Consider the following 22,389-nt stretch of genomic DNA (forward strand, 5'->3'; position numbering starts at 1 on the left):
TGTTTCTCCGAAATCATGATTTTTGAGTCACTCCCTTTTTTAGATAAAAAATAAACTTTTTAGGAGGTTCTATGAAAACTACTAAGAAAAGAAGAAAAATAGACTTTAGTGCATATCTATTTATTTTGCCAGTTAGTTTATTTTTCATAACATTTGTTTTAGTCCCAATGTTACGTGGACTGCAGTTATCATTATATAGTTTTGCTAAAAAGAATCCAGTATTCGTCGGGCTTAAACACTATTCTGATTTAATGTTCAGTGGAAGTGGAGCAACAATTCACGAACCATTCATGAAATCACTTATTAATACGATTATTGTGACAGTGGTTGCAGTACCTATAGTAGTATTAGTATCTATATTTGTTGCAGTAACGATTTACAATAAGAGTGCAGTAGTAAGATCATTCTTCCGTGGTGTATTCTACATTCCAGCGATTTCTTCTGTAGTGTCTGTTACTGTAGTTTGGGCTTGGATTTATCATCCAGAATATGGAATTTTGAATTATGTATTTAAGTCAATGCACTTAATTAGTGAAAATGTTGACTGGTTAGGAAATCCAAGTACAGCATTATATGCTATTATTACGATTTTGATTACTACTTCATTAGGTCAACCGATAATTCTTTATGTTGCTGCTTTAGGTAACGTGCCAAAAGAATTATTAGAAGCTTCAGAGATAGATGGAGCAACCAAATGGCAAGTATTCACAAAAATTACTTGGCCGCTGATTAAACCAACAACATTATATATTGTAGTTGTGACAACAATCAACTCGTTCCAAATTTTTGCTCTAATCCAGTTATTAACTGCAGGGGGACCGAACTACGGAACAAGTACAATTATGTATCTAGTTTATGAAGCAGCAATTAAAAACGGAAATCATGGTGTAGCTAGTGCGATGGGTATTATCCTTGCTGTAATTATCGGAATAATTTCGATCTTACAATTCAAGTTCCTATCTACAGATAATGATTAGGAGGATTTAGAATGAAAAATATAAGTATTTTTAAAATAGTATCAATGATAATATTACTTGGGTTAACTATATTCTTTATTTTTCCATTTTATTGGATTGCATCAGGATCATTTAAATTACAAGATGTAGCGATAACAATTCCACCAGAGTGGTGGCCATCGACTCCAACATTGGAAAACTACGAGAAGTTATTCACATCGAACACTTTAAGATGGTTCTTTAACTCAGTATTTATTTCGGTAATGACAACATTTTTAGTTTGTGCAACATCAGCATTAGCAGGGTATGCATTAGCTAAGAAAAATTTCCCAGGTGTTAAGATAATATTTATGGTGTTTGTGGCAGCAATGGCATTACCAAAACAAGTAATTTTAATACCTTTATTAAACTTAATTACTGAATTTAACTTAATGAATACATACTATGCGTTAATTCTACCAGCAGTAGGTTGGCCGTTTGGAGTATTCTTAATGAGACAGTTCTCGCAAGCAATTCCAACAGAATTACTTGAATCAGCAAGAATTGATGGTTGTGGTGAAGTAAGAACATTTATGAATATCGCGTTACCAATCATTAAACCTGGTATCGGTGCATTAGCGATCTTTACATTTATCGCAAGTTGGAACGATTATTTCTCACAATTAATCTTCTCTAATACACCAGACATGTCTACATTACCTTTAGGGTTAGCAGCGTTGGCACAAGGGCAGGAGTTCTCTAATGACTATGGATTACTAATGGCAGGGGCATCATTAGCATCATTACCGATGATAATCGTGTTCATTTGTTTCCAAAATTACTTTACTCAAGGTGTTACTTTAGGAGCGGTGAAAGGATAATCTTATGGATAAACAACAATTAATAGAATATCTAAAAGGAGAAATGATAGTTTCTTGTCAAGCATTACCAGGAGAAGCCTTATATAAAGAAGAAGGTGGAGTAATGTGTCTAATGGCCCAAGCCGTTAAGAATGCAGGAGTAAGGGCTATTAGAGCTCAAGGTGTTTTAGATATTAAACAGATTAAAGAACAAACGAATTTACCAGTAATTGGTATAATAAAAAAATCATATGAAGGATATGCTTCATATATAACTGCAACAATGGATGAAGTTGATAAATTAGTTAAAGCTGGATCTGATATAATAGCATTGGATTGTACGAATAGAGAACGTGGAGACGGTAAAACTCCAAGCGAATTCGTAAGAGAAATTAAAGAAAAATATCCAAATGTATTATTGATGGCAGATATTTCTAATTTAGAAGAAGCGATTGAAGCTGAAAAAGCAGGAGTTGATTTTGTAGGAACTACTATGAATGGTTATACGCCGTACACAGCAGATTCAAAACAATTCAATCCAGGTTTAGTAAAAGAAATCGTAGAAAATGTAAAAGTTCCAGTTATTGCAGAAGGGAAAATCCATACTCCACAACAAGCAAAACAAGCGTTTGAAGCGGGAGCGCATTGCATAGTAGTAGGTGGAGCAATAACTAGACCGCAAGAAATTGCGACAAGATTTTTAAGTGAGTTGAGATAATGAGTATAATAGTTTTATTGGCATATTGGTATACCTATAGTAAATGGTATATATTAGGATCGTGGTTTATCACACATATTTTAAATATAGCATTCAAGAGATTATGGCTTTCACCACTATTAATAAATGCACTTGCATTAGGAGTATTATTCATAGGGATATATTATAAATTAATAGAAGGTCAAGAAGTAGGGGCATCAGTGCTAAACGTATATATGCCGATAGTCTTTTCGAGCATTATCATGAATTTGTTAATATTTACAATCAGAAAAATCAAGCTGAAATTGAAAAATTAAATCAGTTTAATTTTAAAGATTTATAAGTATATAAGAATATAAGGAATCTTGGATTTGAGAGAAATAAAAGGAATTATGGGTTTTAAACTCGTAATTCCTTTTTGAAATAAATATGCTCTATAATAAATATGAGACGGAAGCCAAAATTTTAAAATTTAATAAAGTTCATATTAGAGTTCATAGATGCAGAGGCTTATTGATACTTAAATTCGTTTTATAAAAGCTTTTTAGATATCTAATAAATCACTGCGGAAAGCGACTCGACAAAGTCTTGTTTCTCCGAAATCCCGATTTTTGAGTCACTCCCTTCCATTTAAAAACTAGTTTCAGGTTAAATTCTAGTTTTTTATTTTTTATTTGAACTGGAATTTACTTTGGGAATTAACAGTAATAATTTTACTATATCTTATAATATTGTACATTATAGATTTTTATAATATAATGAAAGTAATAAGAGATGTCTATCCTCCTCCCCCGTTGTTATTTTTTGGAGGAGGGTCGACATCTCTTTTTTGTGTTACTATTTTATTTGACTCATAGTACAATGATAACAGATAAGCAGTCCCGCATTCCGTAGGAGCTCGGTGATTTTTTATCTTTCTTTTTTTATTTCATCTGTTCACTCACATTACTTACTTTTTCTAGGATTTCATCTAGGCTGAAGTAGCCACTTTTTTGAATAGATAGTCTTCCTTCGATATATACTTCTACAGTTGGTGCTGAGAGAATACCTCGTTGAGCAGCGATTTCCATATTTTCTTCTAGTGAAATATAGTATGCTAGAATATCTTTGTGATCTTCTTGCCACGTAGTAATTCTGTTTTTTATTGAGTGACATGGCATACATGTGGTTGTTCCGTATTGAATAATCGCTATGTCATTGTCACTAATAATTTTATTTAAGTCGTCGTTTTTTGTGAAGTCAATCATATTTTATCTTCCTTTTGTTATTTTAGCAAGAAGCAGTGAAGTTTGCTGTTTTTTTAATATGTGTATATTATAGTTGTTTTAAAAGTTAATTACAACTATTATTAATTGTGCATATACATGGTTCAAAAATAGGGTATTATAAAAATTTTCTGAAAACTATTGACAATAAGTTTAAACCGTGATATTATTTATACAATGCAAATAGATAAGTATTATAAAAAGAGGCCGCGATGACTAATTTAAAAGGTAGCATCGCCGAAGTGATTAAATTCACTGGGGTTATGTCGAATAGGCATAACACTGTCATTAGAAAATGCCCATTTTCTTCATGGTGAGCTTTTTATAATAAGGGCAAGAGGAATAGGATAGAATTATAAGCTAGACTACAAGGACCTTTTGTTCTTGTAGTCTATTTTTTATAACTTATTTGAAGGAGAAGATAATGAGATTATTTGATGGTATGACGATAGAAAATGGTGAACTGAATATTTCGGGTGTTGGAGTAAGTGAATTAAAAGCTCAATACGGTACACCGCTTTATGTTTATGATGAAAATATGTTAGTGAACCAATGTAGAACTTTTATTAATAATTTTAGAAGTTCAAAGTTCAATACAGAAGTTCTTTACGCATCGAAAGCTTTTAGCTGTTTAGAGGTATTAAGAATTGCGAGTAGAGAAGGTTTAGGTGTAGATGTGGTTTCACTTGGTGAAATTCACACAGCATATAAAGCTGGATATGATATGAGACGAGCTTATTTCCACGGAAATAATAAAACTCGTGAGGAACTACAATATGCATTAGAAGTTGGTGTAGGAACTATCGTCATAGATAATGACTATGAATATGAAATGATTAATGAAATCGTAAGAGAGAGTGGGAATACTGTAGATGTACTTCTAAGAATTAATACAGGTATCGATGCGCATACTCACGAATACATCAAAACTGCAAAAGATGATTCGAAATTCGGTTATTCAGTATATGATGAAACAATTTATGATTTAATCGCAGATATTAATAATCAAAGTAATCTTAACTTCGTAGGATTCCACTCACACATCGGATCACAAATTTTTGAAAAAACTTCATTTTTCGAAGCTGTAAAAGTGGTTATGGAATTTACGAAAAAAGTTCAAGAAAGATTAGGTTTAACTATAAGTGTTCTTAACCTAGGTGGAGGTTTCGGAGTTTATTATACTGATGAAGATAGACCTTTTGAACTTGCTGAGTTTTTAAGAGAGTATATCGAAGTGGTTGAACGTGAAAGTGATAATTTCGGCTTAGATTTAACTAAGGTAGTCATTGAACCTGGTAGGAGTTTAACATGTAACGCTGGTAGTACATTATATAGCGTTGGTGGAGTTAAGAAGACTTTTGCTGGTCGTGAATATGTGTTCGTTGATGGAGGTATGGCAGATAATCCTCGTTATGCATTATATAAAGCAAAATACGAGGCGATGTTAGTTAACAAGATGAATGAAGAAGCAGATACAACTTATACAGTAGCTGGTAAATGCTGTGAGTCTGGAGACATGCTAGTAATGGATGCAAATTTACCTAAAGCTGAGCAAGGTGATTTATTATTAGTATCATCAACAGGGGCGTATAACTATAGTATGAGTAGTAACTACAACAGATTACCGAAATTACCAGTAGTATTTGTAAAAGATGGAACTAGTCGCCTAGTAGTAAAAGGTGAGACTTTAGAAGATTTAATTAGACAAGATATATAATTTCAAAAAATACAAAATAAAATTAAAAATATAACAAAATAAAAGAGACACAAGGAGAACAAGATTATGACAATTTATACAGGAAGCGGAGTAGCAATAGTAACACCATTTTTCGAGGATGGAAGTGTAGATTACGAGACATTTGGAGAGTTAATTGAATTCCAAATTAGTGAAGGTACAGATGCGATTATCGTAGCTGGAACTACAGGGGAAAGCTCAACAATGCCTGATGATGAACAAGTAGCGGTTATTAAATTTGCGATTGATAGAGTGGCAGGACGTGTACCGGTTATCGCAGGTAGTGGGGTTAACGATACAGCTCACTCAATTAGATTAAGCCAAGAAATTGAAAAACTAGGACCGGATGCATTATTAGTAGTAACTCCTTACTACATCAAAACTAGCCAACAAGGTTTAATCGAGCACTTCGAAGCAATTGCTAATAGTGTTGATTTACCAATCGTACTTTATAATGTACCAGGAAGAACTGGGCAAGTTATGGCGCCTGAGACTATTTTACACTTATCTCAGCACAAAAATATTGTGGCATATAAAGATGCCGTAGGGGATATTGCTCATACTTTAGCAGTTAGAAACTTAGTAGGAGATAACATCGATATTTACTCTGGGAATGATGATATTAACGTACCGATTATTTTAGCGGGTGGTAAAGGAACAATTTCTGTTTTGGCTAACGTTTATCCAAAAGCGACACACTTAATGTGTAAATATGCTTTAGAAAGACAAGTAGATAAAGCTTTCGCTCTTCAGTTTAAATATTTAAACTTCATCCACATGTTATTCGCTGAGCCAAATCCAATGCCAGTTAAAAAATGTGTAGAATTAATCGGAAAATCTGCTTGTCACTACCGTCTACCGATGACACATGTTGCACCAACGTTAGCGACAAGATTAGAGCAAGAGATTGCAAGACTTAATTCATTACAAGGAGAGTAAAAATGAGAGTTTTATTAAGTGGTTATAATGGAACTATGGGACAAGTTCTAAAAAACTATATTCAAGACAGTACTGATTTAGAAATTGTTGCAGGTGTAGGTCGTGAATTACTAGAAGAAAAATTTCCGACTTATACTTCATATGAAAGTTTAGAAAAGGTGGCTGATGTGATTATTGATTTTTCTCATCACGCTGGAACTGCTGAACTAGTGGAGTATGCTAAACGTACTGCAACGAAGGTTGTAATAGCGACAACTGGTCATACTGCAGAAGAATTAGAATTAATCGATGAATTAGCTAAACAAGTAGGTGTAGTTTATGCTGGAAATTATAGCTTAGGAGTAAATGTCTTAGTAGAATTAGTAAAAAAAGCTAGTGAACTTTTACTAGGATATGATATCGAAGTTATTGAAAAACACCATAATAAAAAAGTAGATGCACCTAGTGGAACTGCTAAAATGTTAGTGGATGCGGTTAAAGACGTAGAAGATTATAATAGAGTCTATGGTCGTCATGGAGACATGAAACGCCAAGAAAAAGAGATTGGAATTCATGCAGTTCGTGGTGGAACTATAGTAGGAGAACATGAAGTGATTTTTGCTGGAGAAGATGAGGTAATCGAGATTAAACATACAGCTCTAAGTAAAAAAATGTTCGCCAAAGGATCTGTTACAGCAGCACAATGGCTTAACAGTGTAGAAGAACCTAGATTATATTCTATGAAGGATGTACTAGGTATAGAATAATAAAGTCAGAAGCGATTCAAGGAATACTATAAGATGTTTTATTGTGTCGCCCCTGTGAAGCTTATAAAAATATTTATAAGTGGAGTGGTCGGTATACCACTTAAATTAAAAATACTATAATAAAGTTAGATTGACATATGTAAAAATTAAATATAAAATAGAAAAAAATCATATAGATAATAGGAGAAAGAAATGAAATCAACAGAAGAGATTATTAAATTTATAGCAACATCTAAAAAGAAAACACCGGTTAAAGTTTACGTTAATTTTAATGCTGAAGTAAAATTTCCAGAAACTTTAGAAGTTTATGGTGAAGGGAATTCAAGAGTTATTTTTGCGGACTTCGCTGATTGGGTGGAATTTTACGAAGCTAATAAAGCTGTGGTAGTAAATCACCGCGTAGAAAATGATCGTCGCAATAGTGGTGTACCTATGATCGATTTAACTCAGTTTAACGCTCGTATCGAACCAGGTTGTTCAATTCGTGAACACGTTAGTATCGGTGATAACGCGGTTATTATGATGGGTGCTGTTATTAATATCGGGGCTAAAATTGGTAAAAATACTATGATCGATATGAATGCTATTTTAGGTGGACGTGCTGAAGTTGGAGAAAATTCTCATGTTGGTGCTGGATCTGTATTATCAGGTGTTATTGAACCAGCTAACGCAACACCAGTACGTGTAGGGAACAATGTTCTTATCGGTGCTAATGCGGTAGTATTAGAAGGTGTACAAATCGGAGATAATGCCGTTGTTGCAGCTGGAAGTGTAGTAACAAAAGATGTAGCTAGTGGTGATGTTGTAGCGGGAGTACCGGCACGAGTAATTAAAACGCGTAGTGAAGTTGCAGAAGAAAAAGTAGACATTATTGCAGAATTAAGAAACTTATAATAAAGTAGGAAGAGAAGATGAAAGTAATTACTGAAGAGAATTTAACATCATGGCGTAGACATCTGCACCAAAATCCAGAGTTATCATTGGAAGAGCATAAAACTAAAGAATTTATCGCTAGTATCTTAAAAGAATACGGTATAGAATATCAAGAAACTCTTGAGACAGGGTTAGTAGTGATTTTTAAAGCAAGCTTAGAAACTAAGGATACGATATTATTTAGAGCTGATATTGACGCACTTCCTATTTCAGAGGAAAATGATGTTGATTTTAAATCAAAAAATGATGGAGTAATGCATGCTTGCGGACATGATGGACACACGACTATGCTTTTAGGAAGTGTTATAGAAGCGGCTGATTATTATAAGAGTAACGATACTAAGGTAAATAGTATCTTTGTATTTCAACCTGCGGAAGAAACTTTTGGAGGTGGAAATTTATTAATCAATGATTTTGATTTTACACCATATAACATTTTAGCAAGTTATGCCCTGCATATGAATCCGGATTATCCTGAAGGGCATATAGTTTCTAAACCAAAAGAAATTATGGCTAGTGCTAATGAATATAGAATTTATATCAAAGGGCGTGCAGCTCACGTTGGTTTAAAAAATACTGGAATCGATGCTCTTAACGTGGCTACAATGTTCTTCCAAGAGATGTTAAAGCTTAATGCATTACATACTAAAGCACGCAATACCAATATTATTCATATCGGTAAAATGTACGGTGGGGATGCGATGAATGTCGTTGCTGAGAATGCATATTTGGAAGGAACGATTAGAACATACAGTATGGAAGATTTGGCGACAATCAAAGCTGCGATTGAAAATACGCATGTAGGACTTGAGCATCTTACTGGAGCAAGTATTCGTGTTGATTTTGCTGAAGGATATCCAGCGGTAATTAACGATGAGGTTCCATATCAAGTAATTAAAGAAGTCATAGAAAAAGAAAGTATTGACTATATTGAATTAGAAGAAGCTTATCTATATGGAGAAGATTTCTCATTCTTTAGTAGACTTTCTCCTATAAACTATAGCTTTTTAGGTTTAAGAAACGAAGAGAAAAACTATGTTTCGGGATTACATACACCAACTTTCAACTTTGATGAAAAAATACTAAAAGTAGGGGTTCAATATTACCTTGGAATATTGAAATATTATAATAAGTAATTTTTTGATTTTTTAGTGAGATAAACGGGAGTGATTTAAAAATCGCGATTTTTGAGTCACTCCCGTTTAATTGAGAAAGGATCTTTATGGCAACAATTGAGTTAAATTACAATAATATACGACAAAATGCAATAAATTTAAAAGAACAAGCACAGGATATTATAGCCGTAGTTAAAAATAATGCGTACAATTTAGATTTAAGAGAATGTGTAAAATTATACTCAGAAGTAGGAATTAATTATTTTGCTACGACAAAAGAGGAAGAGTGTAAAGTAATAAGAGAAACATTAGGAAAAGATGCTAATATCTTTCTTTTAAATCCAACTTATGACTTTGCATTAGCAAGAGAATACAATATCGAGATAAATATAGCGAGTCTTGAATATTTAAAAGAAAATATTGAAAGACTGAAAGATTTAACGTTGCAGTTGGAATTCGCTGGAAGTATGAGACGAGCTGGAGCGAAAAATCTGGAAGAAGTACTTGAAATCATAGGTTTCTGTAAAGAAAATCATCTAAAATTAAAAGGATTTTGGTCTCATTTTTCATTTGCGGATGAGTTTGATGGTTTCTATGAAAAAGAAAAAGAATTGGTGCTAGCAGTTCTTGCTGAGGCGCAGAAAGTTTATAATTTTGAAGTAGTTCATTTGCAAAATAGTGCTTCATTTTTACGTGATGGTGCTTTCGACAAAACAACACATCAGAGACTAGGGATTATTCTTTATGGAGCTATGCCTTATGATGTGAAGGAAAATCCAGTTACTTTAAAAAATTTAGTTATTAAGAATCCAATTACTGTTTACGGTGAAATAATTAATATAGTAACCTTGAATAAAGGTGAATGCATAGGGTATTGTAATTCTTATATAGCTGATGCTAATAAAAAAGTAGGAATTGTTAATATTGGCTATGGTGATGGGATACTTAGAGATAGATTAAAAGGAAAAACTTGTATAATTAATGGTAAAGAAAGAAATATTTACTCAACTATGATGAGTCATTTAGTTGTTGAAATAGCTGAAGAAGAACAAATAGGTGATAGAGTTTATATTTATGATGACAAACAACAACTTCATGATTATACTAAGTACTTTGGACCGAATTCTGTCCAACTTGCAGCTTTGAATTATAATAGTTTAAAAGTAAAAAAGATATATTAAAAATAAGGAGGTGACTCAGAAATTAGTTTTGTAGAGTCACTCCCTATTTCATATTTGTAAATTTCAGGAGTAATTAAAAGAAAGAAGTGATTCATGATAAACATGAGTCACTTCTTTAAAAAAAAGGAAAAATTTTAAATGAATTTAAATTAATAAATATTAATCTAAATATATTAGAGATACTTATTCTTATTTTTCTTGTTCTTCTTGGAATTTTTTAGCAATTTTCGCTTCAAAATCTTGAGGGATAGAACTTTGTTTAATAACGATTACGTCAGATTTAGCATATCTAACGATACCTTCAGAAACTGATCCCATAAGCATACGTTTGAATCCAGTTAATCCTGAAGATCCACAAACTACAAGGTCAATACCTTTTTCGTCAACGATGTCTTCGCTAAGAACAATTTTAGGAATACCTTGTTCAACGATACCGAATACTTTAGTTAGGCCAGCTTCTTTAGCAGAATCCACATAACTATCAACTAATTCTTTAGTACGTTTATAGAATGAGTTAAAAATATATGGATCTGATAGACCAGAAGTTGCGATTGTCGCATCAATAACAGAAGCGATGTATAATTCCGCATCCTCATTTCTTAATGCTATAGCTACAGCATTTGTAAATGCCCACTCAGCTTGTTTAGAACCGTCTACTGCGACTAAAATTTTAGAATATTTGTTTTCCATGATCAGAACCTCCGATTTCTATTTCTTTACTTATATTATATCACATTTACAAAAAAAGTAAACGCTATTTTCATAAAAACAGTATTAATTTTTAAAAATAAAGTAAAGAAAAACCTACAAGACTATACAACTCTGTATTTTCCTATAGGTTTAATTTTTTTAATTTTATGAATGTTGATTATACGTTTTCATCAATCACAGTGATAAGCCTTTTTCTCTTGTGTTCTTTATCATCTATTGTTACTCTATATACTAGTTCATAAATTCCTGGCTTAGTATTATCTACTTCGCCTTCGATAATAAGATCATCAAGATAAGATTGCCCAGCTTTACGAGCAATTATTCCTTCTTTACCTAAATCTACCTTTTCTCCTACTTTAATAGTAGTATTCTCAGGAATAATAAAGTAAAAAGTACGCTCAAGACGACGCTCAAGACGTTTTCTGTATTTTTCTTCATCTTCTGCACTCATGCGATCTCTAAGTTTTTCATCAACTAAAGGCATTAGTTCGACTTCAGTATCGGCAATACAAATTCTACTATTAACAAGGGTAAAGGTTTGAGTTCTTCCAGGTCCACAATAAGACTGACATCCTATGATAAATTCAGCATTAGGTGCTTTCTTTTTCAATTTTGGGATTAAAGTTTTAAGATTAACACCAAGACAATCATCGCATAATCTAAATGTTACTTTATCTTCAGTAACAACATTTTTATCATTTTGAGCCATAATTTATCCTTTCGTATTTTATTTATTTTAAACTAAAATTTATTATATCACATAATCTTTATAAATAAAATTTTAAAACTACAGCTTAAGTGGAAATTATTTTAAACTTCTTCTTGAATATGTTATTTACTACAAGAAATGATACAAATAAAATCAGTATATGTAAAATTATCGTTGTAATTAGACTTATAAAGAATTGTTCAGGAACCATTTTTATTAAATTGGATTCTTCTGGACTTAATAACCAAAGATCATTAGTGAATAATAATTGATGGAATTTAATCCAAAACGATGTGAAATTGTATGAAATAATACCAGCTAATACTATGACTAAAAGAATAAAAGCTAATAATGTTTTATTAAATGTTTTTGTGATATAAAACATAGCGTAATTCTTATATACTAGTGCTATTAGAATAGTAGAAAGAATAAATATAATAATAAAGAATATCATAAGATTGAAACTTACATTATATAATACTCTAACATCTTTCATATGAAGGATATCTTTTTCAGAAAACCAAGTTGTATTTAGTTCGGCTTTGTTAGTAAGATATTCTAGTAGATTGGTTGTATTATTTATTAATTCATCGTCTGTTGTATTAATACTAGGGGCTAAATTTTCTCTTAGATAGAAATTTTTATAAAAATTTAGATTAAAACAATTGTAAAATATTATACCGAGTATTGCACTAATAAATAGTGAAAAATTTTGAATAACGATTAGTGTTTGTCGCAAATATTTGTTCATAAAAGTACCTCCGTGTAATATTATACCACATGAAGAGTGGTGAAGTTAAGGGATTTTTCTTGGCTTTGGTTTACATATTTACAGAAATTAACAAAAAAATAAGAATTATAAAAGTTTTTGAGTAAAAAATATTTAATATTTATATGATTTATGTTAAAATATATACATATAGTTATTTATTTATTTTGGGGGAAATCATGAATAAGTTTTTTAAGATCTATTTAGAGTTAAGAGAAAAAATAGAAAATAGGCAATATAGGTCCAACTCGCTTTTGCCAAGTGAAAATGAACTCGCAAGAGAATATGATGTTTCTAGGGAAACTATAAGAAAGGCATTGTTATTATTATTAGAAAATGGATATATCCATAAAATTCAAGGTAAGGGATCTATTGTTCTTGATGTTCATAGATATAGATTACCAGTAACGGGACTTTTAAGTTTTAAAGAACGCAGGCAATTTCAAGATGTTGATGCAACGACTAAGGTATTAGTAAATGAGGAAGTTGATGCTCCTGATTTTTTAGTACGCCTTGGACTTGTGAAACGTGATGAAAAACTAATTTACTTGGTTCGTCAGAGATTTGTAGATGGAGAAGCAGTAATATTAGATAAAGATTATATAAGAAAAAGTGCAATTGGAGAATTACCTACAGATCGTGTGGAAGAATCACTATATGAGTATTTGGAAAATGATTTAGGTATAAAGATTTCATATGGTAATAAAGATTTTAAAATCGAGCCAATTAGTGAAGAAGATTCTACATATATCGATTTAAATGGTCACAAACATATTGCAGTATTGCGAAGTGATGTATACACAGAAGGAACAGATTTCTTGCACTATACAGAGAGTCGTCACAGAGTGGATAAATTTCATTTTTCAGAATTTGCTAGAAGAAAATGCAATAGAATAAATTAATTTATTCTATAGAAGAGAACTTTGAACAATATTATTTGTTCAGAGTTCTTTTTTGTAAAATTTCAAGTGAAAAATTCTTAAGTATTTTTTTTTACTATAATATTTTTCACTATAATTTTGTCTAAAAGTTAATAAATTAACTAATGAAATATTAAATAAGTATAGAAATTTTGAAAAATATTTTCATGGATTTTCAAAGTGAAATTAATCATTGAAAAAATAAAAAATAGAGTGTATAATATGTATATGCGATAAATTTCCGGGAAATAATCCTCGGAAATATTTTTATGGGGGTGTGAGGAAATAATGAAGATTATTGTTTATTCATTGACTGGAAATTGTAAAAGATTTGTAGACATGTGTGAAATTCCCGAAGAAGATGTAATTTACTTACAGGATATTGATTACGATGTTAATTTTGATTATATCTTAATAACACCGACATTTGGTTTTGGAGAAGTACCAGTTGCGGTCTCTAAGTTTTTAAAAGAGAACTATAAGTATTTAAAAGGTGTTGTTGGTAGTGGGAATAAAAATTGGGGTGAAAGATTTGCCAATGCTGCTGAAATTATTAGCAGTGAGTATAATATTCCGCTACTAATGAAAATCGAATTACATGGCAATAAAAAAGATATAAGTGATTTTAAAAAAATATATTTGGAGAGTGTAGAGAATGGAGAAATTTAATCATATTGAACTAAATAATGAAGTAACAAAAAGAGGCGATAATGGATTTTTCAAATTAGAAAAAGACGTGGAAGCTATTGAAGAATTTCTTCGTGAAGTAGACTTTCGCACAAAAAAATTTAGTTCTGAAATTAAGAGACTTAGATATTTAGTAGAGGAGAATTTCTACTATAATATTTTTGATAAGTACATTGAAGATGAAATTTTAGAATGTTTAGAATTAGCTGCGAACTTCAAGTTTGAATTTAAAAGTTATATGGCAGCAAGTAAGTTCTATAAGGACTATGCATTAAAAACAAATGATAAAAAACAATATTTAGAAAACTTTAACCAACACGTATTTATCGTAGCTATGTACTTAGCTGATGGTGATGTTGCTTTAGCGAAAGAGCTTATGATTGCGATGCTTGAGCAAAGATTACAACCTGCGACACCTACATTCCTAAATTCAGGAAGAAGCCGTCGTGGTGAGTTAGTATCTTGTTTCTTATTAGAAGTAGGTGATTCGCTTAACTCTATTAACTACATCGATTCAACAGCTAAGCAACTTTCAAAAATTGGAGGGGGAGTTGCGATTAACTTATCAAAACTACGTGCACGTGGTGAAAGTATTAAAGGTATTAAAGGGGTAGCTAAGGGTGTTATTCCTGTTGCTAAATCTTTAGAACAAGGTTTTGCATATGCTGATCAACTTGGACAACGTCCAGGAGCTGGAGCTGTATACTTAAATATTTTTCACTATGACGTATTAGAATTCTTAGATACTAAGAAGGTTAATGCCGATGAAGAATTACGTCTTCCAACGATTTCTACAGGAATTATCGTACCATCGTTATTCTTTGATTTAGCTCGTGAGAATAAAGATTTCTACATGTTTGGACCTCATTCAATCTATGAAGAATATGGCTTAGTATTAGATGATATCGATATTGCTAAATACTATGATGAATTTGTAGCGAATGAAAATATTATAAAGCGTAAATTTGATGCTCGTGATATGCTTAATTTAATAGCTCAAACACAATTACAATCAGGATATCCATACCTAATGTTCAAAGATAATGCGAACAAAAATCACGCACTTCGTGAAATTGGACAAGTTAAGATGAGTAATCTATGTACAGAGATTTTCCAATTACAAGAGACTTCAGTAATTAAAGATTATGGTGAAGAAGATATTATTAAACGTGACATTTCTTGTAACTTAGCATCATTAAATATTGTTAATGTAATGAAAAGCAAAAAAATTAAAGAATCTATTTACTCGGGTATGGATGCATTAACATTTGTAAGTAATTCTACTAAGATTAAAAATGCACCTGGTGTAGTAAAAGCCAATGATGAATTCCACTCTGTTGGATTAGGGGCGATGAACCTTAATGGATATTTAGCTAAGAACTTGATTGCTTATGAGAGTGAAGAAGCAAAAGATTTTGCTAATGTCTTCTTCATGATGATGAACTACTATACATTAGAACGTTCAATGCAAATTGCTAAAGATCGTAATGAAACATTTAAAGACTTTGAAAAATCAGATTATTATAATGGAAGTTACTTTACTAAATATATTGAAAATGATTACTTACCTGTAACTGAAAAAGTAAAAGCATTGTTCGAAGGAATTTATATTCCAACAAAAGAAGACTGGAGAAGTCTGAAAAATAGAGTAAAAGAAAATGGGTTATATCATGCATATAGAATGGCTATTGCACCAACTCAAAGTATTTCATATGTTCAAAACTCAACATCAAGTGTATTACCAATTGTTGATAAAATTGAGCGTAGAAGTTACGGGAATGCTGAAACATTCTATCCAATGCCATACTTAAGTCCAAAAACTCAATGGTTCTATAAATCTGCATTTACTATGGACCAAATGAAACTTATTGACTTAATGTCGGTTATTCAAGAACACGTAGACCAAGGTATTTCTGTGATTTTATTCGTAAATTCTGATATAACAACAAGAGAACTTGCAAGATATTATATTTACGCACATCACAAAGGATTGAAATCACTATATTACACAAGAAACAAACTACTTTCAGTAGAAGAATGTACTTCTTGTTCTATATAGAAAAGAGAGGAAAAATTACTAATTATGAAAGCTGTAAACTGGAATAAACAAGATGACTTAACTTTTATGTATTGGCGTCAAAATATTGCACAATTTTGGGTTGATACTGAGTTTAAAGTGTCAAAAGATATTAAAAGTTGGAATGAAGATTTAAACGATAAAGAGCGTGAAGCTTATAAAAAAGTATTAGCTGGTTTAACTGGTCTTGATACTCAACAAGGAGATAAAGGTATGCCACTTGTATCTTTACATACTGAAGATATGAGAAAACAAGCTGTTTATAGTTTTATGGGAATGATGGAGCAAATTCACGCGAAAAGTTATTCTACTATCTTTACATCATTAATTCCTTCACAAGAAACAGACTACTTACTAGATGAGTGGGTTCCAAGTAATCCAGAGCTTCAATTTAAAGCGAAATTAATCGAAGATTATTATATGAGATTATTTAAGCCAGAAGTACCAACATATGACTTATATATGGCTCGTGTAGCGTCTGTATTCTTAGAAAGTTATATTTTCTACAGTGGATTCTTCTATCCTCTATATTTAGCAGGACAAGGGAAGGTAACTACATCTGGAGAAATTATTCGTAAAATCTTATTAGATGAAACTATCCATGGAAGTTTTACTGGTTTTGATGCTCAAGAAATCTTTAAAACTCTTACTCAAGAAGAGCAAGAACGTGCTGAAAAAGAAATGTATAAACTATTATTAGATTTATATGAAAATGAATTAGTATACACTAAAGACATATATAGCGAAATTGGTTTATATGAAGAAGTAAAAGACTATGTTGAATATAATGCTAACCGTGCTTTAGCTAACTTAGGATATCCTGGATACTTCGAAGATAAAGAAATTAACCCAATTATTGAAAATGCGATGAATACAAATACTAAGAACCATGACTTCTTTAGTGTTAAAGGTGATGGATATGTAGTTAGTATGAATGTTGAATCAATTGAAGATGAGGATTTCATTTTTGAATAGGTAAGTGATATGAAAATTTTATTAGTCAGACATGGTGAAACAAACTATAATAAAAATAGATTAATTCAAGGTCATAGCGATATTGAATTAAATGAAACTGGAAGAAATCAAGCGGCTTCTGCGGGAGAAAAGCTAAGTGATCACAATATCGATTATGCATTTAGTAGCCCTTTGAAAAGGGCGGTAGAAACAGCTAGACTTATGCTTGATAACTCTAATAATAGTCAAAATATTTCTAAAGAAATTACTACTGATGAACGTTTAATCGAAAAATTCTTTGGAGATTTCGAAGGTAGTACATTTGATGAGTATTTTTCTGCACTTGAAGCTGAACAAGGATTAGAGTCGGTAGAAAAAGATGAAGATGTTTATGAGAGAGCTAGTTCATTTTTTAATGAAAAATACGTAAATCATAAAGACGATACAATTTTAGTGGTTTGTCATGGTGCATTAATTCGTGTATTTTTAAGAACATTAGGATTATATCCTGAGTCTAATATACTAATTAATAATACTGCATTAAATGTGGTACATTATGATGGACAAGAGTTCATATTAGAGAAATTTAATATATAGATAAAACAAGGGGAGGCTTAGAGATTGTGATTTAGTAAAAATCAATTTCTATAAGTTTCTCCCTTATTTTTAATAAAGGAGAAGAACATATGCGTATAATTTTAGCGCGACATGGAGAAACAGATTATAATAAAAATAAAATGGTTCAAGGGCATACAGATATTCCTCTAAATGAAGAAGGAATTCGTCAAGGAATTGCAGCAGGTAAGAAAATTGAAGGTTATGACATTGATATAGCTTATAGTAGTGTTTTAGGTAGAGCATACGATACAGCAAGATATATGCTTGATAATTCAAACAGTGAAGATAATAAAAAATTAGAAGTAATTAAAGATAAAAGATTAATAGAGAAGTCATATGGGGAGTATGAAGGAGTTTCTTTTGCCGAGTATGGAGCAGGAATGAAGGCAGGTGAAACGAGAGGAATGGAACTAGATTCTGATGCAGCTGATAGAGTGGAGGCATTCTTTAAAGAAAAGTATGAAGAACACCCAGATAAGACAATATTAGCAGTATGTCACGGTGGATTAATTCGTTCTTTCTTAACTCAAAAAGGTATTAAAGAGGTAGGACGTGGAGTTATTATAAATACTTCAGTTAGCATCCTTGAATACGATGGTAATAAATTCGAACTTATAGAGTTTAATAAATAAGTAGTTAATAGGAACTTTTGCTAATGTATTGCAAGAGGATAACTTTTAAAATTGAGTTGTTTGAAACTTTGATTTTGAAAGTTATCCTTATTTTTATTTAGAGTTCAAATAATTGTTAAGATTGCAACGGAAGATAAGTTCTATAAAAAATAATTTAGTGGATTTTTTATTTTTTGTATCGGAATATTTATAATGATATGTGATGTTGATTCTGTAAATCCCTGTAAATTAATCGTATTATTAGAGGCGTTTCATCTACATAGTATCTTTTTGTATAAACTAAAAAAGCCTAATTATTTTATATAGTGCGTTGACTAGTCACATTAAATAGTATATAATTTCATATGAAAGATGATTTTAAAAGGAGAATGATTATGAGTTTTAAAAAAAATACACCGTATGAGAAATATAATACATTCAGTATTAAAAAATTTAAAGTAGGAGTAGTATCTGTACTGGTTGGTTCTACATTTTTTGTTGCTGGAGGAGTGGCTTTAGCAAGTGACAAAGAAGAGATAGCTAGTAATATAACTACTCCAGTCGCAGAAACTACAAGTCCTTCAACTTTAACAGGGGGTAATGCAGATGTATCAACTGAGAGTAATGGGAACTCTCTTCAAGGAGTACCTCGTACAGCGGAAGTAAGAAATGAAAATGGTGCAGCGGGAACAACATTAGGAAGTGATAGAGCTGCATCAACAGAAAATACTGAAGCAAGCAACAATAATGAGAAACCTAGAGGGCTTGATAGAGCAACAGTACCAGCAAATTATGATGGTAAAGTAAGCCTTATTGGTCAATGGACAAGGGAATCAAACGAAAAAAAAGATACTGAAAATACATATAAGAATGCTACAGATAAATTAGGGAATCCATTGCCTAATCCGGGTCTTTTCCGTGGTATCGCAAAAACTTTTCTTGGCTGGTCTGATAAGCCACCTATAGATGGAAAAATTGCAGAAGGAGCAAGATTGTTCTCCCCAGAAGACACTTTAGCCACTGTCTTTCCAGATGGATTGAAAGCTGATTCCAAACTATACGGTGTATATGCCAGTTTGAATGACCAGGATAAGCCTTTCCCTACCAGTAAATTTTCTATGGGATTTGCTATTATCAATGGAATGAGGAAGTTTGAAATCAATGATAACAAAGTCAAAATTGACATTAATGTAGAATCAGAGGATGTTTTACCAAATACTAAGTTAAAAAAAGAAACGAATGACGATAAAACTAACACTCGTAGAATAATTGATGAGTATCAACCTTCTAATAACGATACTACAAAAGTCAATGAAGTAGTTTTAAAATCCGAATTTGAAATGGATAAAACTACAGCAATGCTTGTTTATAAAAATCCTTGGGTTGGGTATGTTGGTCCAGTTTTATCTAATTCATACAAAGGTAATAAATTTGAAATAGATGAAGTGGAAAAAACTTACACATATGTAGATTTAAATGTAAAATTAGACAAAGATTTAGTTATTCCGGAAAAATTATATGCAGAGTTTAATGGTTACTCATGGAGACCCTTATATGCAATTGGTCATAAGGAAGATGGAACGAAAGAACTTCTACATGTATATTCAAAAAATGGAACAGATTTAGGAAATTCAAAAGATAGCTTTAATTCATTAGTTAGTAATACAGATCCTAGTGTTATGTTTGGTGTTGAAACTAAAGGTAACCATAATATAACATTTAGAATGATTCTTAGATCGTTAAATGATAAGGATAGTGATCGTCCGGAAAACGAACGTAATGAGCGTATAGCTGAGAGTGTAGTAAAACCGGATGAAGGTAAGTCTATTGCTGAAACAATTGTGCGCAGTATGACACTTCGCTCTCTTACATCAACAGAACTTAAAGCTTTATTCCCTAATAAGAGTGATGAAGAAATCAATCAGATGGTTGTTCGTATTAATCAAGAAAAAGCCAAAGAGTTAGCAGACACAAATGGGACAACAGTTTTAAAAGTAACAGGAACAGTTGAAGGAAATGCTCATCCAAATGCAGGTAGAATCGGTAGTGGTTGGTTAAGCATGGATTCAGCTACAGATTTACCTATTGGCAAAGTAGAAGCTAACGTTTTAGAACTAGGTTATGTTACATTTTATAATGTATCTTATAAATTCCAAAGCGGAACTGAAGGAAAAACATTACCAGCAGTAATCGAAAACTACAAGCCAAAAGATACAGCTACTTACGAAAATGAAGCTAATGTAACACCAACACAACCAACAAAAACAGAATACGTAGATGAAGAAAATGATGGGAAATGGGTATTTAAAAAATATGATGCAGATACTAAAGCAGTAAATAAAGCAGATGTAGAGTTTGTAGGAACATGGGAGTTTACAGCGAATAAATATGGAGTAACCTACAAATTCAAAAGCGGAACACAAGGTAAAGCATTGCCAGAAGCGATAGAAGGCTACAAACCAACAGACTCAAATCGTTATGTAGACAAAGATAATGTAGGTGCAACTCAACCGACAAAAACAGAGTACGTAGATACAGAAAGCGATGGAAAATGGGTATTCAAGAGCTACGATGCTGAAAATAAAGCAGTAAATAAGGCAGATGTAGAGTTTATAGGAAAATGGGAATTCGAAGCTAACAAATACGGTGTAACATACAGATTCGAAAGTGGAACACAAGGTAAAGCATTGCCAGAAGCGATAGAAGGCTACAAACCAACAGACCAAAATCGTTATGCAAATCAAGCAGAAATAAATGCAACGCAACCAACAAAAACAGAATACGTAGATGAAGAAAATGATGGTAAATGGGAATTCAAAGGCTATGATGCAGCTAAAAAACAAGTAAATAAAGCAGATGTAGAGTTTGTAGGAAAATGGGAATTCGAAGCTAATAAATACGGTGTAACATACAAATTTGAAAGTGGAACTCCAGGTAAGACATTGCCAGAAGCAATCGAAAACTATAAACCAACAGACCAAAATCGTTATGTAGATAAAGCAAATGTAGTTGCAACTCAACCGACAAAAACAGAGTACGTAGATGCAGAAAACGATGGTAAATGGGTATTCAAGAGCTACGATGCAGAAAGTAAAGCAGTAAATAAAGCAGATGTAGAGTTTATAGGAACATGGGTACTCGAAGCTAATAAATACGGTGTAACATACAAATTTGAAAGTGGAACACCAGGTAAGACATTGCCAACAGCAATAGAAGGTTATAAACCAACAGACCAAAATCGTTATGTAGATAAAGCAAATGTAGTTGCAACTCAACCGACAAAAACAGAGTACGTAGATGCAGAAAACGATGGTAAATGGGTATTCAAGAGCTACGATGCAGAAAGTAAAGCAGTAAATAAAGCAGATGTAGAGTTTATAGGAAAATGGGAATTTGAAGCTAATAAATACGGTGTAACATACAAATTTGAAAGTGGAACACCAGGTAAGACATTGCCAACAGCAATAGAAGGTTATAAACCAACAGACCAAAATCGTTATGTAGATAAAGCAAATGTAGTTGCAACTCAACCGACAAAAACAGAGTACGTAGATGCAGAAAACGATGGTAAATGGGTATTCAAGAGCTACGATGCAGAAAGTAAAGCAGTAAATAAAGCAGATGTAGAGTTTATAGGAAAATGGGAATTCGAAGCTAATAAATACGGTGTAACATACAAATTTGAAAGTGGAACTCCAGGTAAGACATTGCCAGAAGCAATCGAAAACTATAAACCAACAGACCAAAATCGTTATGTAGATAAAGCAAATGTAGTTGCAACTCAACCGACAAAAACAGAGTACGTAGATGCAGAAAACGATGGTAAATGGGTATTCAAGAGCTACGATGCAGAAAGTAAAGCAGTAAATAAAGCAGATGTAGAGTTTATAGGAACATGGGAATTCGAGGCTAACGCACCGGCTCCTA

The 22,389-nt window shown here is 32.0% G+C and carries 21 protein-coding genes, 1 pseudogene and 1 riboswitch; of the genes and pseudogenes, 17 read left to right on the forward strand and 5 right to left on the reverse strand.

Annotated features, from left to right (window positions below; genetic code table 11):
• The first annotated feature begins 71 nt into the window (after window positions 1–71).
• Genes ACO6OL_RS02005 through ACO6OL_RS02020 form a run of 4 tightly spaced genes read left to right on the forward strand, consistent with a single transcriptional unit; the run spans window position 72 to window position 2,809 of the window.
• The gene (locus ACO6OL_RS02005) at window positions 72–977 is read left to right on the forward strand and encodes a carbohydrate ABC transporter permease (protein WP_485501943.1); all 906 of its coding nucleotides are present in this window, start codon (window positions 72–74) and stop codon (window positions 975–977) included.
• An 11-nt stretch (window positions 978–988) separates the two neighbouring features.
• Complete coding sequence (locus ACO6OL_RS02010; protein ID WP_314396310.1) at window positions 989–1,816, forward strand: carbohydrate ABC transporter permease; 828 nt, start codon at window positions 989–991, stop codon at window positions 1,814–1,816.
• A gap of 4 nt (window positions 1,817–1,820) precedes the next feature.
• Window positions 1,821–2,513, forward strand: coding sequence for an N-acetylmannosamine-6-phosphate 2-epimerase (locus tag ACO6OL_RS02015; protein WP_485501944.1), 693 nt, complete (start codon window positions 1,821–1,823; stop codon window positions 2,511–2,513).
• Complete coding sequence (locus ACO6OL_RS02020; RefSeq protein ID WP_485501945.1) at window positions 2,513–2,809, forward strand: hypothetical protein; 297 nt, start codon at window positions 2,513–2,515, stop codon at window positions 2,807–2,809. Before ACO6OL_RS02015 ends, ACO6OL_RS02020 begins: the two co-directional genes overlap by 1 nt.
• 606 nt (window positions 2,810–3,415) lie before the next feature.
• On the opposite strand, the gene ACO6OL_RS02025 is transcribed toward ACO6OL_RS02020, so the two are convergent.
• Window positions 3,416–3,739, reverse strand: coding sequence for a thioredoxin family protein (locus tag ACO6OL_RS02025; RefSeq protein WP_485501946.1), 324 nt, complete (start codon window positions 3,737–3,739; stop codon window positions 3,416–3,418).
• Between the two features lie 211 nt (window positions 3,740–3,950).
• Window positions 3,951–4,086, forward strand: a riboswitch (Lysine riboswitch).
• A 95-nt stretch (window positions 4,087–4,181) separates the two neighbouring features.
• Here ACO6OL_RS02025 and lysA point away from each other — a divergent pair.
• The 6 genes from lysA to ACO6OL_RS02055 all read left to right on the forward strand — a co-directional run bounded on the left by lysA (window position 4,182) and on the right by ACO6OL_RS02055 (window position 10,406).
• Entirely contained in the window at window positions 4,182–5,474 is a 1,293-nt protein-coding gene (gene lysA / locus ACO6OL_RS02030) for a diaminopimelate decarboxylase (protein WP_485501947.1), read from the forward strand.
• Between the two features lie 66 nt (window positions 5,475–5,540).
• Complete coding sequence (gene dapA / locus ACO6OL_RS02035; RefSeq protein ID WP_485501948.1) at window positions 5,541–6,431, forward strand: 4-hydroxy-tetrahydrodipicolinate synthase; 891 nt, start codon at window positions 5,541–5,543, stop codon at window positions 6,429–6,431.
• Window positions 6,432–6,433: 2 nt separating this feature from the next.
• Window positions 6,434–7,177: a 4-hydroxy-tetrahydrodipicolinate reductase gene (gene dapB / locus ACO6OL_RS02040; RefSeq protein ID WP_485501949.1), complete on the forward strand. Its 744-nt coding sequence runs from the start codon at window positions 6,434–6,436 to the stop codon at window positions 7,175–7,177.
• 192 nt (window positions 7,178–7,369) lie between these two features.
• Window positions 7,370–8,071, forward strand: a complete 702-nt coding sequence (gene dapD, locus ACO6OL_RS02045) for a 2,3,4,5-tetrahydropyridine-2,6-dicarboxylate N-acetyltransferase (RefSeq protein ID WP_485501950.1) — start codon at window positions 7,370–7,372, stop codon at window positions 8,069–8,071.
• A gap of 17 nt (window positions 8,072–8,088) precedes the next feature.
• Window positions 8,089–9,246, forward strand: coding sequence for a M20 metallopeptidase family protein (locus ACO6OL_RS02050; RefSeq protein WP_485501951.1), 1,158 nt, complete (start codon window positions 8,089–8,091; stop codon window positions 9,244–9,246).
• An 86-nt stretch (window positions 9,247–9,332) separates the two neighbouring features.
• Window positions 9,333–10,406, forward strand: coding sequence for an alanine racemase (locus ACO6OL_RS02055; protein ID WP_314161104.1), 1,074 nt, complete (start codon window positions 9,333–9,335; stop codon window positions 10,404–10,406).
• A gap of 189 nt (window positions 10,407–10,595) precedes the next feature.
• Here ACO6OL_RS02055 and ACO6OL_RS02060 read toward each other — a convergent pair whose 3' ends face one another.
• From ACO6OL_RS02060 to ACO6OL_RS02075, 4 genes and pseudogenes are all read right to left on the reverse strand, one after another.
• Window positions 10,596–11,096, reverse strand: coding sequence for a universal stress protein (locus tag ACO6OL_RS02060; RefSeq protein ID WP_314161105.1), 501 nt, complete (start codon window positions 11,094–11,096; stop codon window positions 10,596–10,598).
• 178 nt (window positions 11,097–11,274) lie between these two features.
• A complete protein-coding gene (locus ACO6OL_RS02065; RefSeq protein WP_399536206.1) occupies window positions 11,275–11,499 on the reverse strand; it encodes an immunoglobulin-like domain-containing protein in 225 nt (74 codons plus the stop codon).
• A gap of 12 nt (window positions 11,500–11,511) precedes the next feature.
• Window positions 11,512–11,826 (reverse strand): annotated as a pseudogene (locus ACO6OL_RS02070) (YuzB family protein); the annotation flags it as partial.
• A gap of 85 nt (window positions 11,827–11,911) precedes the next feature.
• Complete coding sequence (locus ACO6OL_RS02075) at window positions 11,912–12,577, reverse strand: TIGR01906 family membrane protein (RefSeq protein ID WP_314160851.1); 666 nt, start codon at window positions 12,575–12,577, stop codon at window positions 11,912–11,914.
• 197 nt (window positions 12,578–12,774) lie between these two features.
• Between ACO6OL_RS02075 and treR the strand changes: the two genes are divergently transcribed.
• From treR to ACO6OL_RS02110, 7 genes are all read left to right on the forward strand, one after another.
• The gene (gene treR / locus ACO6OL_RS02080; protein WP_485501952.1) at window positions 12,775–13,497 is read left to right on the forward strand and encodes a trehalose operon repressor; all 723 of its coding nucleotides are present in this window, start codon (window positions 12,775–12,777) and stop codon (window positions 13,495–13,497) included.
• Window positions 13,498–13,803: 306 nt separating this feature from the next.
• Window positions 13,804–14,184: a class Ib ribonucleoside-diphosphate reductase assembly flavoprotein NrdI gene (nrdI, locus tag ACO6OL_RS02085; protein WP_304095092.1), complete on the forward strand. Its 381-nt coding sequence runs from the start codon at window positions 13,804–13,806 to the stop codon at window positions 14,182–14,184.
• Window positions 14,171–16,261, forward strand: a complete 2,091-nt coding sequence (nrdE, locus tag ACO6OL_RS02090; RefSeq protein WP_485501953.1) for a class 1b ribonucleoside-diphosphate reductase subunit alpha — start codon at window positions 14,171–14,173, stop codon at window positions 16,259–16,261. The genes nrdI and nrdE overlap by 14 nt, the downstream gene beginning before the upstream one ends.
• A 24-nt stretch (window positions 16,262–16,285) precedes the next feature.
• A complete protein-coding gene (gene nrdF, locus ACO6OL_RS02095; protein ID WP_060913496.1) occupies window positions 16,286–17,254 on the forward strand; it encodes a class 1b ribonucleoside-diphosphate reductase subunit beta in 969 nt (322 codons plus the stop codon).
• A gap of 9 nt (window positions 17,255–17,263) precedes the next feature.
• Window positions 17,264–17,830 carry a histidine phosphatase family protein gene (locus ACO6OL_RS02100; protein ID WP_314160847.1) on the forward strand — a complete coding sequence of 189 codons (567 nt, stop codon included), beginning with the start codon at window positions 17,264–17,266 and terminating at the stop codon, window positions 17,828–17,830.
• Between the two features lie 89 nt (window positions 17,831–17,919).
• Entirely contained in the window at window positions 17,920–18,483 is a 564-nt protein-coding gene (locus ACO6OL_RS02105; protein ID WP_314160846.1) for a histidine phosphatase family protein, read from the forward strand.
• A gap of 374 nt (window positions 18,484–18,857) precedes the next feature.
• The coding region (locus tag ACO6OL_RS02110; RefSeq protein WP_485501954.1) for an SHIRT domain-containing protein at window positions 18,858–22,389 on the forward strand (3,532 nt) is incomplete at its 3' end.

This window comes from Gemella sp. (assembly GCF_057272915.1).

What these genes read in the sequence shown, in the direction of transcription:
- ACO6OL_RS02005 (WP_485501943.1), top strand. Translation starts at nt 72, where the DNA reads ATGAAAACTACTAAGAAAAGAAGAAAAATAGACTTTAGTGCATATCTA.
- ACO6OL_RS02010 (WP_314396310.1), top strand. Translation starts at nt 989, where the DNA reads ATGAAAAATATAAGTATTTTTAAAATAGTATCAATGATAATATTACTT.
- ACO6OL_RS02015 (WP_485501944.1), top strand. Translation starts at nt 1,821, where the DNA reads ATGGATAAACAACAATTAATAGAATATCTAAAAGGAGAAATGATAGTT.
- ACO6OL_RS02020 (WP_485501945.1), top strand. Translation starts at nt 2,513, where the DNA reads ATGAGTATAATAGTTTTATTGGCATATTGGTATACCTATAGTAAATGG.
- ACO6OL_RS02025 (WP_485501946.1), bottom strand. Translation starts at nt 3,739, where the DNA reads ATGATTGACTTCACAAAAAACGACGACTTAAATAAAATTATTAGTGAC.
- lysA (WP_485501947.1), top strand. Translation starts at nt 4,182, where the DNA reads ATGAGATTATTTGATGGTATGACGATAGAAAATGGTGAACTGAATATT.
- dapA (WP_485501948.1), top strand. Translation starts at nt 5,541, where the DNA reads ATGACAATTTATACAGGAAGCGGAGTAGCAATAGTAACACCATTTTTC.
- dapB (WP_485501949.1), top strand. Translation starts at nt 6,434, where the DNA reads ATGAGAGTTTTATTAAGTGGTTATAATGGAACTATGGGACAAGTTCTA.
- dapD (WP_485501950.1), top strand. Translation starts at nt 7,370, where the DNA reads ATGAAATCAACAGAAGAGATTATTAAATTTATAGCAACATCTAAAAAG.
- ACO6OL_RS02050 (WP_485501951.1), top strand. Translation starts at nt 8,089, where the DNA reads ATGAAAGTAATTACTGAAGAGAATTTAACATCATGGCGTAGACATCTG.
- ACO6OL_RS02055 (WP_314161104.1), top strand. Translation starts at nt 9,333, where the DNA reads ATGGCAACAATTGAGTTAAATTACAATAATATACGACAAAATGCAATA.
- ACO6OL_RS02060 (WP_314161105.1), bottom strand. Translation starts at nt 11,096, where the DNA reads ATGGAAAACAAATATTCTAAAATTTTAGTCGCAGTAGACGGTTCTAAA.
- ACO6OL_RS02075 (WP_314160851.1), bottom strand. Translation starts at nt 12,577, where the DNA reads ATGAACAAATATTTGCGACAAACACTAATCGTTATTCAAAATTTTTCA.
- treR (WP_485501952.1), top strand. Translation starts at nt 12,775, where the DNA reads ATGAATAAGTTTTTTAAGATCTATTTAGAGTTAAGAGAAAAAATAGAA.
- nrdI (WP_304095092.1), top strand. Translation starts at nt 13,804, where the DNA reads ATGAAGATTATTGTTTATTCATTGACTGGAAATTGTAAAAGATTTGTA.
- nrdE (WP_485501953.1), top strand. Translation starts at nt 14,171, where the DNA reads ATGGAGAAATTTAATCATATTGAACTAAATAATGAAGTAACAAAAAGA.
- nrdF (WP_060913496.1), top strand. Translation starts at nt 16,286, where the DNA reads ATGAAAGCTGTAAACTGGAATAAACAAGATGACTTAACTTTTATGTAT.
- ACO6OL_RS02100 (WP_314160847.1), top strand. Translation starts at nt 17,264, where the DNA reads ATGAAAATTTTATTAGTCAGACATGGTGAAACAAACTATAATAAAAAT.
- ACO6OL_RS02105 (WP_314160846.1), top strand. Translation starts at nt 17,920, where the DNA reads ATGCGTATAATTTTAGCGCGACATGGAGAAACAGATTATAATAAAAAT.